Here is a 14440-nt window from a genome sequence, read left to right on the forward strand (position 1 = left end):
GGTCGTGGGTCGAAGAGGTGCGATATTCCCTCGGGAGCCGGCCACCCGCCGTAGCGTGGACAACGTGAACGATGCTCACGTGACCCGCAGGCTGCTGCTCACGGGCATCGGCTCAGCCGCGGTGGCGGCGGGTCTGGCCGGCTGCGGGTCGTCCACGGCGAAAACGCCGACGCGTCAGGTGGCTGCCTCACCCCGGGCCTCCACCGGTCGGCCGGCCACGTCGGCGACGTTCGACGAGGCCGCGCTCCGCCGGAAGATCGCGAGTCTGCTCGTGGTCGGCTTCCGCGGCGAGACGGTCGGCACCAACGACTGGATCGTGAAGGCGATCAGGAACGGCCTCGGTGGGGTCATCCTGTTCGACCGCGACCTGGAGACCGACGCCGCCCGCAACATCACCTCACCGGGCCAGGTCACCGCCCTCGTCAAGAGCCTCCGGCAAGCCTCTCCGGGGCGACTGATCGTCTCGATCGACCAGGAGGGCGGCAAGGTGGCCCGGCTCAACCCGGGCAACGGCTTCCCCGCCACGAAGTCGGAAGCCGAGATCGGCGCCGCCAACTCCCCGTCCACCACCCGGACCTGGGCGCAGGGCCTGGTGCACGACCTCACCTCGATCGGGGTCAACCTCAACTACGCGCCCGTGGTCGACCTGGACCTGAACCCGAACAATCCCGCGATCGGCAAACTCGCCCGCAGTTTCTCCGCCAACCCGGACGTGGTGGTCAGGAACGCCACCGAGGAGATCCAGGTCCACCGGGCGGCCGGGGTCAGGACGAGCATCAAGCACTTCCCGGGCTTCGGCAGCGCGACCGGGAACACCGACTTCGCCGTCGTCGACGTCAGCAAGACCTGGAGCAGGAGCGAACTCGTACCCTTCCAGCGGCTGATCGACAGCGGAACCGTCGACTCCGTGCTGGTCGCGCACCTGCTCATCAAGCAACTCGACCCGAGCCGCCCCGCATCCCTGTCCCCGGCGGTCGTCACCGACCTGCTCCGCGGGCAGCTCGGCTGGCAGGGTCCCGTGGTCAGCGACGACATGCAGGCCGTCGCGATCACGAGCAAGTTCGGCCGGGACGAGTCCGTCGCGCTGGCGCTCGAAGCCGGCCTCGACCTGCTCGTCTTCGGAAACCAGCAGGTGTACGACACGAAGATCGTCGACGAGACGCTCGACAACGTCGTCAACCTGGTACGCACCGGGCGCCTCACCGAGGCGCGGATCGACCAGTCGGTGGAGCGCGTCAACGCCCTGCGCCCGAAGGGCTGACGGCTGCGCCCGACCGGCGGCCCCCTGTTGCGGCGCCCCTCCCGGACGTGGCGACCTACCGGCCGAGTCGGGCCGCGCTGAGCAGCTCGAAGAAATCCCAGACCGCCTCGCCGGTCCAGAGCAGCGAGGCCACCGCCAGTGACACCGGCAGTGCCCGCAACGCGCGCGAGCGGACGGGCGGATGGGGGTGCAACAACTCCGCCACGCGGCGCGGGACAACCCCGCCGGGCGCTGCGGCGTGCAGGCCGTGCGGGAGGTCCTGCCTCCCGGTGGCGGCCAGGGCGGCCACGCCGATGGCGTGGGCGACCGTACGGCGACTGCCAACCTCGACCGCGGCCTGCTCGTCGGCGGCCCGTTCCACGAGGTAGTCGACGTGGCGGGGCACCCACCACAGCGCCGGGTGGGTGGCGGCGGCGAGTTCGGCCAGCCGGAGGAGCCGGTGGTGACCCGCGGCCAGGTGCGCGTGCTCGTGGGCGAGCAACGCGTCGAACTGCCGGTCGGTGAGCAGCCGGCGCATGCCGGTGGTGACCACGACGTGACCGGGGTGGCCCGGGACGGCGAACGCCTGGGGCGACTCGTCGGACAGGACCACGAGCGGGCCACCGGCGGGCAGCCCGACCTGACCGAGGTCGAGTGCTCGACGCTGCCGGCGCCAGCGCCGGGCGACCGATACCACGCCGATCACCAACAGTGCGGCGCTCAGCCACGGCGCCCAGGCCACGTACGCGGTGTCGGCCGCGACCACCGGGGACGACCAGCCGAACGTCCGGCCGACGGCCGGCACCTCGGCGATCGCCACCAGTGCGAACACGCCGAGGTTGATCATGCTGGCCGCGCCGACGGCAACGGTCGACCAGGCCACGATGACCGCCGCGATCGACGGTGGCAGCCGATCGGCCAGCAGCCGGATCGCCACCACGATCAGTGGCGGAACCACAACCACCGACCAAACGAGATGATCGAACATGCCCCTCCGTCCGGACCGGTCGAGTGTGCCACGAGGCCGGGAGGACCCGACGGAGGCGGTGGGAGCGAGCCGATAGAGTCGACCGCGATGAGTACGACACCGCCCTCTCCCGCGGCCGAACCGTCCGAGAACGGACGTCGGCGCTCCGGCCAGCTCGAAGCCCAGGTGGTCACCATCCTCGTCGAGGCCGGCGCCCCGTTGACCCCCGGTGAGGTCCGTGATCGGCTCGATCCGGGTGGCCCGCTGTCCTACAGCACGGTGGTGACCACGCTCAGCCGGCTGTTCGACAAGGGTGCCGTCAGCCGGGAGCGGGACGGTCGGGCCTACCGCTACGGTGCCGTACGCGACGCCGCCGGCCTGGTAGCCGAGCGGATGCGCCGACTACTGACCGCCGAGCCCGATCGCACCTCGGTACTGCGACGGTTCGTCAGCGCACTCGACGACCGCGACGAACGGATCCTGCGCGCTCTGCTCGCCGAGGACACCGACTCGTGAGATTGGCCGGTTGAGGACGCCCGGCGACCAACCGGCTCCGGTCCTGGCCGCCGCAACCCGGGCAGACGCTACCGGAACCGTCGCACGCAGGCGCTGGTGCTGAACGTGGACGGTCCCAGGGTCGTGATCCGCCGGGGCCGACTCCTACAATCGTCGGCGGTGGACCGTAGCGCAGAGGTCGTCGCGTCCGACTGCACATCGGAAGGACGCCGGTTCGAATCCGGCCGGTCCCACCGCGAGCGTCTACCGCTGACCCGGTGGCCCGGCGGAGTTCCCGCTTCTGCCGGCGGGCCGTCGAGCGGCGGGAGGGGGCACCAGTTGGTCCCACGCGGTCATCGCACAGGTGACGATCTCGTCGAGCGCTTCGCGGCTCGCGCCGTCGCGGGCCTGGATCGACATCCCCTGCTGTACGGCACCGAAGAAGCGGGCGACCATTCCGGTGTCGACCGTCGGTGGCACGTCGCCGTCGGCCACGCCCCGTTCGATCCGTACGCGGAGCCCGGTGATGTCGTTGTTGCGGCACTCGGCGAGAAACCGGCGGACTTCGTCGTTTCCGGCCGGACCTGTGGTGGCAGCCAGTACGACCATGCAGCCCAACGGGCGCGACGGATCAACGTGCGACCGAGCGTTGTGTCGCAGCATCGCCTCGATGCCCGCCCGCGCGGTGTCACCTTCCTCGAGTGCAGCCTGCGGTGCCGCGCCCTCGGTCGCGTTGTAGTGCGCGACGGCCTCGCGGAACAGCGCTTCCTTGCTACCGAAGGCGGCATAGAGGCTCGGCGAGGCGATGCCCATCGCGGCGGTGAGTTCGGTCATCGAGGCACCCTCGTAGCCGTGTTGCCAGAACACCTCCATTGCGCGCCCGAGCGCGACCGTTCGATCGAACGTACGTGGTCGTCCCCGTCCCGGCATCCGCTCCTCCATTCCCTCAGGAGGATATTCCGCCGAACGACCGTCGTTCGTCGCCTCACCCCTCCACCGCCTTCAGCCCGGCGATGCCGACCACGATGAGCCCGAGGAAGGCGAGCCGCGCGGGTGCGGCACTCTCGTTCAACGCGACGATGCCGGCGATCGCGACCCCCACCGCCCCGATCCCGACCCAGACCGCGTACGCGGTGCCGACCGGCAGGGACCTCAACGCCCAGGCCAGCAGGACGAAGCTGAGCAGTGCGGTGGAGATCGCCAGGGTGGACGGCCACAACCGGGTGAAGCCCTCGGACTGCCGGAGCGCGATCGCCCAGACGATTTCCAGCAGGCCGGCGGCAACAAGGACGAGCCATGCCATGACGGGAACCTTCTTCGTCTCGAACGGCGGTCAGGCGGCGAAGCCGCCGTCGACCGAGATGGATGCACCGGTGATGTAGCGCCCGCCGTCACCGGCCAGGTGGCTGACGGTGGCGGCGATGTCGGTCGGCTCCGCGTAGTGTCCGAGTGCGATGAACGTCCGTTCGTGGTCGGCGCCCTCGCCGTCCGCCGGGTTCATGTCGGTGTCGGTGGAACCCGGATGCACCACGTTGACCGTGATCCCGCGCTCGCCGAGATCGCGGGCAAGGCCCTTGGTCAGGCCGACGAGTGCGCTCTTGCTCATGGCGTAGAGGGTCACACCGGCGTACGGGACCCGCTCGGCGAAGCAACTGCCGATGCTGATCACGCGACCGCCCGTACCCATGTGCCTGACCGCCGCCTGGGTGGCCAGGAAGACACCGCGTACGTGGATGCCGAGGGTCCGGTCCAGCTCCGCGAGACTGACGTCCTCGATCGGGCCGTACGGGAACACCCCGGCGTTGTTGACGAGGATGTCGAGCCGGCCCAACTCGGCGACCGTACGCGCGACCGCGTCGACCACTCCCCGGGCGCTCGCGCTGTCGGCCGGTATGGCCACCGCGCTGCGTCCCAGTGTCTCGACGTCGGCCACCAGAGCCTTGGCCCTGTCATCCGCGTTGACGTAGGTGAACGCCACATCGGCACCGTCGCGGGCGAGTCGCTCCACGACGGCCGCACCAATACCCCGACTGCCCCCGGTCACCAGGGCGACCTTGCCACCAAGTCCGGCCACACCGCTCTCCATCTCCGCGTCAGCACTTCTGTGTCGATCGGCACAATATAGAGAACCATACCTGCTTCTGTGGACCTTGGGTACCGGGCCGCGTTCCGACGGTCACGAGCGGCGGGCTCCACCCGTGCCGCCGACCGGTTCGGCGGACCGACCCTCCGCACTTGAAGAGAAATTGAAGCGGCGTCCGGCACCCTGGGCGCATCGGGGGGTCGCCGCCTGAGCTGGGCGGGACGGAGCATCGTTGGTGAAGATGGGTGCTGAACGTGGGCATGGTGCTGCTGTCCGACCCGGCCGTGACGGCGACGCTGGTACGCGAGTGCGGTGAGCCGTTGGTCGACCTGCGCGACGTTGAGGCGTTGCGGCTCGACCACCGGCTCGCCGACTCCGACGGCGCGTACGCCCGGCTGCGGGTGGGCGTGGTCGACCGTCTGGTCACCGCGCAGACCCTGCTCCCGTCCGGGATCCGGCTCCTGGTCATCGAGGGGTACCGGCCGTTGGCGCTGCAGGAGCAGTACTTCGAGGCACACGTCCAGCGGTTGCGCGAGCGTACGCCGGAGGCCGAGGAGTCGGCGCTGCGTCGCCACGCCAGCCGGTACATCTCCCCGCCGTCGGTGGCGCCGCACGTGGCCGGGGCGGCGGTGGACCTGACCCTGTGCAGTGTCGACGGCGAGGAACTCTGGATGGGTACGGCGGTGAACGACACCGACACCACCGCGTGCCACACCGACTCGGCCGACATCGGTGCCGAGGCACGGGCCAACCGGAAGCTGCTCTGCGATGCCATGCGGGGCGCCGGCCTGGTGAACTATCCGAGCGAATGGTGGCACTGGTCGTACGGCGACCGTTACTGGGCGTACACGAGCGAATCCAGCCATGCCCCCTACGGCCCGATCAGTTCCTGACCCGACAGAACGGCCAAAGCAACACCACTAGCATCCAACCAGGAACCCGGGTGGCGGCTGGAGGTCGATTTGCTACAGGTCCGACTTCTCGGTCCGGTCACGGCCCAGTCCTCGGACGGGCCGATCCCGCTGGGTGGGAGCAAACCACGGGCACTGTTCGCGGCCCTGGTCCTGGAGCGGGGACGGGTCGTACCGGCCAGCCGCCTGGTCGACGTGATCTGGCCGGACGGGCCGCCGGAGAGCGCCCGAGCGCTGATCCAGACGTACGTCTCCACCCTGCGCAAGGCGTTCGCCCGGCACGGCCACCCGGACGTCATCGGCACCCACCCGCCCGGCTACCTGGCGCGACTCGACGACGCGACGGTGGACGCCGACGTCCTCGCCGGACTCGTCGACGAGGCGAGGGAGCAGGCCGGACTGGGTGACCACGGCGGCGCGGCGGACCTGCTGCGCGAGGCGATCGCGCTGAGTCGCGGACCGGCCCTGTCGGGTCTGGGGAAGTCGCCACTGGCCGCCGAGGCCCGACGGCTCGACGAACTGCTCCTGGTGGCGCAGGGCGAGCGGGTCGCGGCCGAGCTGAACCAGGGTCGCCTCGACCACCTCGCCGAGCTGACCGGGCTGGTGAACCGTCATCCGACCAACGAACGGCTGCGCGGGCAGCTCATGGTGACCCTGTACCGGCTGGGGCGGCAGACCGACGCACTGGCCTGTTATCGGGAGGGCCGGTCGGCGCTGGTCGAGGAGTTGGGCGTGGAGCCGGGCCCGCACCTGCGGGAGCTGCACAACGCGATCCTGCGCGGTGACGGCGAGGTGCTGCACGGCGGCCGGTCCGAGCCGGATCCGGGGCCGCCCCTGGTGGTACCGGTGCAGGTCCCGCTCGCCCCGTCGGACTTCACCGGACGCGAGGCGGAACGCGACGCGCTGGTCGCAGCGTTACGGGCCAGCACACCGGGTACGCACGTGCTGGCCGGCCAGGGTGGCAGTGGCAAGTCGGCGCTGGCCGCCCGGGTGGCCCAGCAGGTGCGGGAGTCGTTCCCGGACGGTCTGCTCTACGCCGACCTGCGCGGGATGACCGACTCCCCGGCGACACAGGACGAGGTGCTCGCCGGATTCCTCCGCTCGCTCGGCGTCGGCCTGGCGCACATCCCCGATTCCTCCCGCGAGCGGACCGAGTTGTACCGCAGCCTGGTCGCCGGGCGACGGGTTCTGGTGCTGTTCGACGACGCCGCGAACGAACGGCAGGTCCGGCCCCTGCTGCCGGCCGGACCGCAGTGCGCGGCGCTGATCACCTCGCGGGACCGGCTGGCCGGGCTGGCCGGGGCGAGGCTGACCGAGATCGGGGTGCTCACCGACGACGAGGCGTGGGCGTTGCTCTGCCGGATCATCGGCGCGGAGCGGGCCGCCGGGGACGTCGCCTCGGCCCGGGGCATCCTGGCCGGCTGCGAGAACCTGCCGCTGGCGATCCGGATCGCGGGTGCCCGGCTGGCCACCCGCCGGCACCTGCCGCTCGGCGTACTCGCCGTTCGTCTGGCCGACGAGCGTCAGCGCCTCGACGAACTCGCCGCCGGTGACCTCGCCGTACGGTCCAGCATCACCCTGAGCTACCGGGCCCTGGACGAGCAGGCCGCCGTGGCACTGCGTCGGCTCGGTTTCTTCGGCATCCCCGAGTTCGACGCCTGGATGCTCGGCCGGCTGCTGGACACGTCCGAGCCGGCCGCGGAGCGGCTGCTGGAGCTGCTGGTGGACGCGCACCTGGTGGAGTTCACCGGGGTCGACCCGACGGGCGCGCTGCGTTACCGACTGCACGACCTGGTCCGCCTCTACGCGCGCGAGCGGGCGGAGGCCGACGAACCGGCCGAGGCGCTGCGGGACGCGGTGGTCCGGGCGGTCACCGGTTGGCGGGCCGTCATCGACCACATCACCACCACCTTCCCGCCGGCCGAGGTGGTCTGGCACAAGCCGTCCGGGCCGCGCTTCCCGGTGCCGGACGAGCTGGCGAGGCGGGTGCTCGGCGACGCGGCGGGCTGGTTGCAGCGCGAGGAGTCGGTGCTGGCGATCGGGCTCGAACGGGCGGCGGCGATCGGCCTGGACGAGCTGGCCTGTGACTTCGTGTCGGCGCGGATGGCACTGGAGTTGGAGGGCGCGAACCGCTTCGAGTTCCGGTCCCGGATCGTGAACGCCGCGTTGGAGGCGAGCGTGCTGGCCGGCAACCTGCACGGCGAGGCGGACATGCTGACGGAGCTGGCCCACCTGCGCTACGCCGAGGACCGCTACAGCGAGTCCCGGCAGCACTTCGGTGAGGCGCTGAGCAGGTTCCGGGCCCTGGGGAACGTACGGGGGCAGGCCTCGGCGCTGGCCGGGCTTGGTCTGGCCTGCCGGGAGCCCGGTCACCTGGCCGAGGCGCTGCACTTCCTCAACCAGTCGGCGGAGCTGCTGCGTACCCTGGACGACGCCGTCGGCCTCGGCTACGTGCACCGGGTACGCGGTTCGGTCCTGCTGGAGCAGGGCAACTTTCCGGCGGCGCTCGCCGACCTGGAACTGTCCATGTCGGCGTACCGGCGTACCGGCAGCCAGCGGGGGGTCGCGTACACGCTGCGCAGTCTCGGGCTCTACCACCGCGCCCGGGGCGAGTACCACGAGGCGCTGCGGGTGTGTGCCGAGGCCGCCGAGATCTTCGCCGAACTCGGCAACGACCTGATGCACTCGTACGCCGTACGCGCCCATGCCACCACCCAGTTGCGGATGGGTCTGGTCGACGAGGCGCTGCCCCGGTTGGAGTGGGTGCTGTCGGTGGCCCGCGACGCCCGGGACCGTTGGGGGCAGGGCGTCGCGCTCCGGGTACTCGGGCAGCTCCACCTCGCCGAGGGGCGGCTCGACCTGGCGGAGGATCTGCTCGACTCGGCGATGTCGCTGTGGGACACCGTTCAGGCCCCGCTCTGGCGGGCGCGTACGGAGTACGTCCTCTCCCTGGTGTACCGCGCACGGGGTGACCTCGACGCGGCGGACCGGGCGTACGCGAACGCCCACCGGGTCTTCCACGACCGCAACTCCCGCGAGTACGTCGAGCTGAGCGCGGCGCCAGCACCGGCTTCGGCCGGTCCGACACTCCACTGAGGGCCACCCACCCGCATTTCCGGGAATCGATGCACGGCATCGATTCCAGTGTTGACGTGCCCGTAGCACGTCGGTAACATTCGGCCAAAGCGCTGCAAGATTACGACAAAGACCTGCTTGTTTTGCCGCTTGCATCTGCAATTTCCAGTGGGGCCGCTCCCTGCGGTGTTTCTCCCCCGTCCCGGAGAGGCCCGGTGGTGCCGTCGCTCTCGCTTCCCCCCACCCCTACCGACCGGCCCGCCCGTAGCCCACGGGCTCGACCGGTCACCTGTCGATCCACGCCCGACCCCACGCCCATGGGGATCCACCACACGCGCAAACGTCCCTCCACGCGACAAGGACAGCAGATGAGACGAACCAATCCGGTCAGGTTGGTGGCGACCACGGTCGCCGCCGCCATGATCGCCACCGTGGGGTGGACGGCCGTCGCGAACGCGGCCGCCCAACCCGACCCCTCCCTCGGCCAGACCGCCGCGAACGCGGTCATCGCCCCGAACGCCGTCGTCAACCTCGCCCAGGGCCGCCCCACCCAGGAGAGCGGCCACGCCGACGTCTACGACTCGGCCCGCGCGGTCGACGGCAACCAGGGCAGCTACTGGGAGAGCGCCAACAACTCCTTCCCGGAGTGGATACAGGTCGACCTCGGCTCGTCGGTCGCCGTCAACCGGGTCGTACTGAAGCTGCCGACCTCCGGTTGGGGCACCCGTACGCAGGCGTTGAGCGTGCAGGGCAGCACCAACGGGTCGTCCTTCAGCGACCTGGTCGGGTCGCAGACGTACACCTTCAACCCGGCGGTGAACGCCAACTCGGTCACCATCAACTTCGGCCAGGCCACCACCCGCTACCTGCGGATCAACATCACCGCCAACAGCGGTTGGCCGGCCGGGCAGCTCTCCGAGCTCGAGGTCTACGGCCCGGACACCGCCGCCGACACGACCGCGCCGAGCGTTCCGGGCACCCTGTCCCACACCCAGTCCGGTACGACGATCACCCTCAACTGGGGCGCGTCGACCGACAACGCCGGCGGCAGCGGGATGGCCGGGTACGACGTCTACCGCAACGGCGCGTACCTGCAGTCCGTCGGCAACGTGACCACGTTCAGCGACACCCAGCCGACCACGGCCACCGTGTCGTACTACGTGCGGGCCCGGGACGTCGCCGGCAACCTGTCGGGCAACAGCAACACCGTGACCCGCCCCGGCAGCGGTGACACCACCGCCCCGAGCGTGCCCGGCACGCTGTCGCACAGCACCTCGGGCACCGTCATCACCCTCAACTGGGGCGCCTCCACCGACTCCGGCGGCAGCGGCCTGGCCGGGTACAACGTCTACCGGGGCGGGAGCCTGATCGCGACGTTGGGCACCGTGCTGACGTACCAGGACACCCAGCCGACCACGGCGACGGTCTCCTACTACGTGCGGGCGCGCGACGGGGCGGGCAACCTGTCCGGCAACAGCAACACCGTCACCCGGACCGGCACCCAGCCTCCCGGCTGCACCAACGTCGCGCTCGGCAAGACCATGACCGCGACCGGCTCCACCTTCAGCTTCACCCCGGAGAAGGCGAACGACGGATCGCTGACCAGCTACTGGGAGGGCGCGGCGGGCTACCCGCAGAGCCTGACCGCGGTCCTCGGTGCGAACCACGTCATCACCTCGGTGAACGTGAAGCTGAACCCGGATCCGGCCTGGGGCACCCGTACCCAGAACTTCCAGATCCTCGGCCGCGACCAGGCCGCGACCGCCTACACCAACCTGGTGTCGGCGGCGAACTACCAGTTCGTCCAGGGCAACAACGTGGTGAGCGTCCCGGTCGGCGCGACCACCGCTGACGTGCAACTACGGTTCAACTCCAACACCGGCGCCCCGTCCGGCCAGGTGGCCGAGTTCGAGGTGTGCGGTACGCCGGCACCCAACGCCGACCTGATCGTCAGCAACACGACCTGGACACCCTCGGCGCCGACCGAGGCCACCCCGGTCACCCTCACCGCCACGGTCCAGAACATCGGCTCGGCGGCGGCCGGTGCGACCACGGTCAACTTCAGCCTGGGTGGCGCGGTCGTCGGCAGCGCGCCGGTGGGTGCCCTCAACGCGGGTGCCTCGACCACGGTCTCGTTCAACGCCGGTAACCGGCCGCTGGGCAGCTACGGCGTGACCTCGGTGGTCGACCCGACCAACACCATCATCGAGCAGAACAACGGCAACAACAGCTTCACCGCACCCTCGCAACTGGTGGTGAGCCAGGCCCCCGGTCCGGACCTGCAGGTGCTGAGCATCAGCTCCAACCCGCCGAACCCGGCGGTCGGTGCGGCGGTCACCTTCACCGTCGCGGTGAACAACCGCGGTACGACCGCGACCGGCGCGACCACGGTCACCCGGCTGGCCGTCGGTGGCACCACGCTCAACACCAACACCCCGTCGATCGCGGCCGGTACGACGGCCAACGTCGCCATCACCGGTAGCTGGACCGCCACCAGCGGTGGCGCCACCATCACCGCGACCGCCGACGCGACCGGTGTGGTCGCCGAGACCAACGAGTCCAACAACGTGTTCACGCAGTCGATCGTGGTCGGCCGTGGCGCGGCGGTCCCGTGGGTGTCGTACGAGGCCGAGGCCGGCCGTTACCAGGGTGCCCTGCTGGAAACGGACCCGCTGCGCACCTTCGGGCACACCAACTTCGCCACCGAGTCCTCGGGCCGCAAGTCGGTACGCCTGAACAGCACCGGGCAGTTCGTCGAGTTCACCTCGACCAACGCGTCCAACTCGATAGTGGTCCGCAACTCCATCCCGGACGCACCGGGTGGCGGCGGCATCGAGGCCAGCATCAGCCTGTACGCCAACGACACCTTCGTCCAGAAGCTGACGCTCTCGTCACGCCACAGCTGGCTCTACGGGAACACCGACCAGCCCGAGGGACTGACGAACACCCCCCAGGGCGACGCCCGGCGGTTGTTCGACGAGTCGCACGCGCTGCTGTCGCAGTCCTACCCGGCCGGCACCAGGTTCAAGTTGCAGCGCGATGCGACCGACACCGCCTCGTTCTACATCATCGACCTGATCGACCTGGAGCAGGTCGCGGCACCGTTGAGCCAACCGGCCGGTTGCACCTCGATCACGGCGTACGGCGCGGTGGCCAACGACGGGCTCGACGACACGACCGCGATCCAGCGGGCGGTCACCGACGACCAGAACGGTGTCATCGGCTGCGTGTGGATCCCGGCCGGACAGTGGCGGCAGGAGCAGAAGATCCTCACCGACGACCCGCTGAACCGGGGTCAGTGGAACCAGGTGGGCATCAGCAACGTCACGATCCGTGGCGCGGGGATGTGGCACTCGCAGTTCTACACGCTGACCGAGCCGCAGGACGTGGTGGGCGGCATCAACCACCCGCACGAGGGCAACTTCGGCTTCGACATCGACAACAACACCCAGATCTCCGACATCGCCATCTTCGGCTCCGGCCGGATCCGTGGCGGGGACGGCAACGACGAGGGTGGCGTGGGCCTGAACGGGCGGTTCGGCGACAACACCAAGATCACCAACGTGTGGATCGAGCACGCCAACGTGGGTGCCTGGGTCGGTCGCGACTACGACAACATCCCCGCCCTGTGGGGACCCGGCGACGGCCTCGAATTCAGCGGCATGCGCGTCCGCAACACCTACGCCGACGGCATCAACTTCACCAACGGCACGAGCAACTCGAGGGTGTTCAACTCCTCGTTCCGTACCAACGGTGACGACGCCCTGGCGGTCTGGGCCAACACGGCCGTGCGGGACCGGGTCGCCGACAACACGCACAACAACCACTTCGTCAACAACACCATCCAGTTGCCCTGGCGGGCGAACGGCATCGCGATCTACGGCGGCTACGACAACTCGATCGAGAACAACCTGATCTACGACACCATGAACTACCCGGGCATCATGCTGGCGACCGACCACAGTCCCCTGCCCTTCTCCGGGACCACCCTGATCGCCAACAACGGGCTCTACCGCACCGGTGGCGCCTTCTGGAACGAGGATCAGGAGTTCGGTGCGATCACGCTGTTCCCGGCGACTCTGGACATCACCGGCGTCACCATCCGTGACACCGAGATCCACGACTCGACCTATGACGGCATCCAGTTCAAGAACGGCGGCGGCAACATGCCCGGCGTCGTGATCAGCAACGTACGGATCGACAAGTCCAACAACGGTGCCGGGATCCTGGCCATGGGCGGCGCCCGAGGTGACGCCACACTCACGAACGTCACCATCACCAACTCGGCCGACGGCAACATCGTCCGGGAACCGGGATCGAGCTTCGTGATCAACGGCGGTTAGCCCTCCGGCTATCCCGGCAAAGGTGGCGTGCTCCCGAGGGTGAGATCAGCTCGGGAGCACGCTCACCGACGGCACACCGGCACCGGCGTCATCCACGCCGGTGCCGGTGTTCGTGGTTCTACCGCTGTCGGTGGCAGCCTTCCCGGCAGCCCGCGACAACGCGGCGAACCCGACGCCGAGGGCGACCACCACCAGCGCGTTGCGGACGAGCAGAAGGGCCGTGCCCTGCCAGTACGGGTCCGCCGAGACGTGTTCGTAGAACCACGGAAAGAGCACGCTGGTCACCCCGGTGGCGACCAGGATCAGGACGGCGGCGACCCGTTGTGTCGTGTCCCGACGGGTCAGGCAGACCGCCGCCACCCCGACCAGCCAGAGCATGTACTGGGGCGAGAAGACGCGGCTGGTCAGCACCGACACGAGGACCGCCAGCAGCGCCACGTCGAACCCGAGCGTGGCGGTCCAGGCGAGCCGGCGACCCCGTACCAGCCACCAGAGGGCGAGCAGACCCAGGCCGGCAACGGTCAGCACGGGCAGCACGACCGTTGCCGCGCGCACGTACGGGTGCTGGAACTCCATCGCCCCGTAGACGTAGACGACGGTGATGGTTCCGTCCCAGAGCCGGGCCAGCACCAGCGGGGACGCACCGATCGACTCGATCTGCAAACCCCGGTCGGACTGGTTGTTCGTGAACCCGGACCAGCCACCGGCGAAGGCGAGCGTCAGGGCACCACCCAGCACGGCGAGCGTGGCGACAAAGCCGGTCAGCACCGGGCGGAGTCCGCGCAACGGTCTGGCGCTGATCAGCAGCAGGACGGGCCAGACCTTGACCAGTCCCCCGATAGCCATGACCCCGCCCGCGACGACCGGGCGACGGACGGTGGCGGCGAGCGCGACCACGGCCGAGGCCGTGACGAAGATGTCGTACCGGGCATAGGTCAGGAGATTCAGACACGGTACGACCACGGCCCAGGCGGCGGCACCGAGCAGCAGCCCGTTCCCCCTGCCCAGCCGGAGCAGGGCGAGCAGGATCAGCAGGTCGGCCAGGAGTGCCGCGACGAAGAACGTGGCCTCGTACCCGCCGACGGAGTCGCCCCCGAGGTGGCGCAGGGTTACGAAGACCACGGCGGCGCCCGGCGGATACTGCCACATCGGGTCGCCGACGGGGACCTGCCAGTCGAGCAGCGCGTCGCTCCAGCGGTGGTACAGCTCCACGTCGGCGAAGACGCCGCCGAAATCGGGAGCCTTGACGACCTTCGTGTAGACCAGCACGAATGCGGTCCTGGTGAAGATCCATACCGCGAGCACAGCAGCCATTGACCAGCGCCG

General features: G+C 70.0%; 10 protein-coding genes and 1 tRNA gene. 6 read left to right on the forward strand and 5 right to left on the reverse strand.

Annotated elements, in window-relative coordinates; translation table 11 throughout:
• The first annotated feature begins 64 nt into the window (after positions 1 to 64).
• The gene (locus ACWEFB_RS22390; RefSeq protein ID WP_452288218.1) at positions 65 to 1261 is read left to right on the forward strand and encodes a glycoside hydrolase family 3 N-terminal domain-containing protein; all 1197 of its coding nucleotides are present in this window, start codon (positions 65 to 67) and stop codon (positions 1259 to 1261) included.
• A gap of 55 nt (positions 1262 to 1316) precedes the next feature.
• On the opposite strand, the gene ACWEFB_RS22395 is transcribed toward ACWEFB_RS22390, so the two are convergent.
• Complete coding sequence (locus ACWEFB_RS22395; RefSeq protein WP_452288219.1) at positions 1317 to 2204, reverse strand: M56 family metallopeptidase; 888 nt, start codon at positions 2202 to 2204, stop codon at positions 1317 to 1319.
• A 111-nt stretch (positions 2205 to 2315) separates the two neighbouring features.
• On the opposite strand from ACWEFB_RS22395, the gene ACWEFB_RS22400 reads away from it, so the two are divergent.
• The gene (locus tag ACWEFB_RS22400) at positions 2316 to 2723 is read left to right on the forward strand and encodes a BlaI/MecI/CopY family transcriptional regulator (RefSeq protein WP_452288221.1); all 408 of its coding nucleotides are present in this window, start codon (positions 2316 to 2318) and stop codon (positions 2721 to 2723) included.
• Positions 2724 to 2884: 161 nt separating this feature from the next.
• Positions 2885 to 2956: transfer RNA gene (locus ACWEFB_RS22405), tRNA-Cys, on the forward strand.
• A 10-nt stretch (positions 2957 to 2966) separates the two neighbouring features.
• Here the strand turns inward: ACWEFB_RS22405 and ACWEFB_RS22410 are convergent.
• The 3 genes from ACWEFB_RS22410 to ACWEFB_RS22420 are packed head-to-tail and all read right to left on the reverse strand — an operon-like array spanning position 2967 to position 4776.
• Entirely contained in the window at positions 2967 to 3644 is a 678-nt protein-coding gene (locus ACWEFB_RS22410; RefSeq protein WP_452288223.1) for a TetR/AcrR family transcriptional regulator, read from the reverse strand.
• Positions 3645 to 3687: 43 nt separating this feature from the next.
• Positions 3688 to 4005, reverse strand: a complete 318-nt coding sequence (sugE, locus tag ACWEFB_RS22415) for a quaternary ammonium compound efflux SMR transporter SugE (RefSeq protein WP_452288225.1) — start codon at positions 4003 to 4005, stop codon at positions 3688 to 3690.
• Positions 4006 to 4035: 30 nt separating this feature from the next.
• Entirely contained in the window at positions 4036 to 4776 is a 741-nt protein-coding gene (locus ACWEFB_RS22420) for a 3-oxoacyl-ACP reductase family protein (protein WP_452288227.1), read from the reverse strand.
• Positions 4777 to 5030: 254 nt separating this feature from the next.
• On the opposite strand from ACWEFB_RS22420, the gene ACWEFB_RS22425 reads away from it, so the two are divergent.
• From ACWEFB_RS22425 to ACWEFB_RS22435, 3 genes are all read left to right on the forward strand, one after another.
• Complete coding sequence (locus tag ACWEFB_RS22425) at positions 5031 to 5678, forward strand: M15 family metallopeptidase (RefSeq protein ID WP_452288229.1); 648 nt, start codon at positions 5031 to 5033, stop codon at positions 5676 to 5678.
• A 69-nt stretch (positions 5679 to 5747) separates the two neighbouring features.
• A complete protein-coding gene (locus tag ACWEFB_RS22430; RefSeq protein WP_452288231.1) occupies positions 5748 to 8792 on the forward strand; it encodes a BTAD domain-containing putative transcriptional regulator in 3045 nt (1014 codons plus the stop codon).
• A 347-nt stretch (positions 8793 to 9139) separates the two neighbouring features.
• Positions 9140 to 13114, forward strand: coding sequence for a CARDB domain-containing protein (locus tag ACWEFB_RS22435; RefSeq protein WP_452288233.1), 3975 nt, complete (start codon positions 9140 to 9142; stop codon positions 13112 to 13114).
• Between the two features lie 45 nt (positions 13115 to 13159).
• Here the strand turns inward: ACWEFB_RS22435 and ACWEFB_RS22440 are convergent, their stop codons facing one another.
• Positions 13160 to 14428: a glycosyltransferase 87 family protein gene (locus tag ACWEFB_RS22440; RefSeq protein ID WP_452288235.1), complete on the reverse strand. Its 1269-nt coding sequence runs from the start codon at positions 14426 to 14428 to the stop codon at positions 13160 to 13162.
• Positions 14429 to 14440: the final 12 nt, after the last annotated feature.

The organism is Micromonospora sp. NPDC004704 (genome assembly GCF_053601675.1).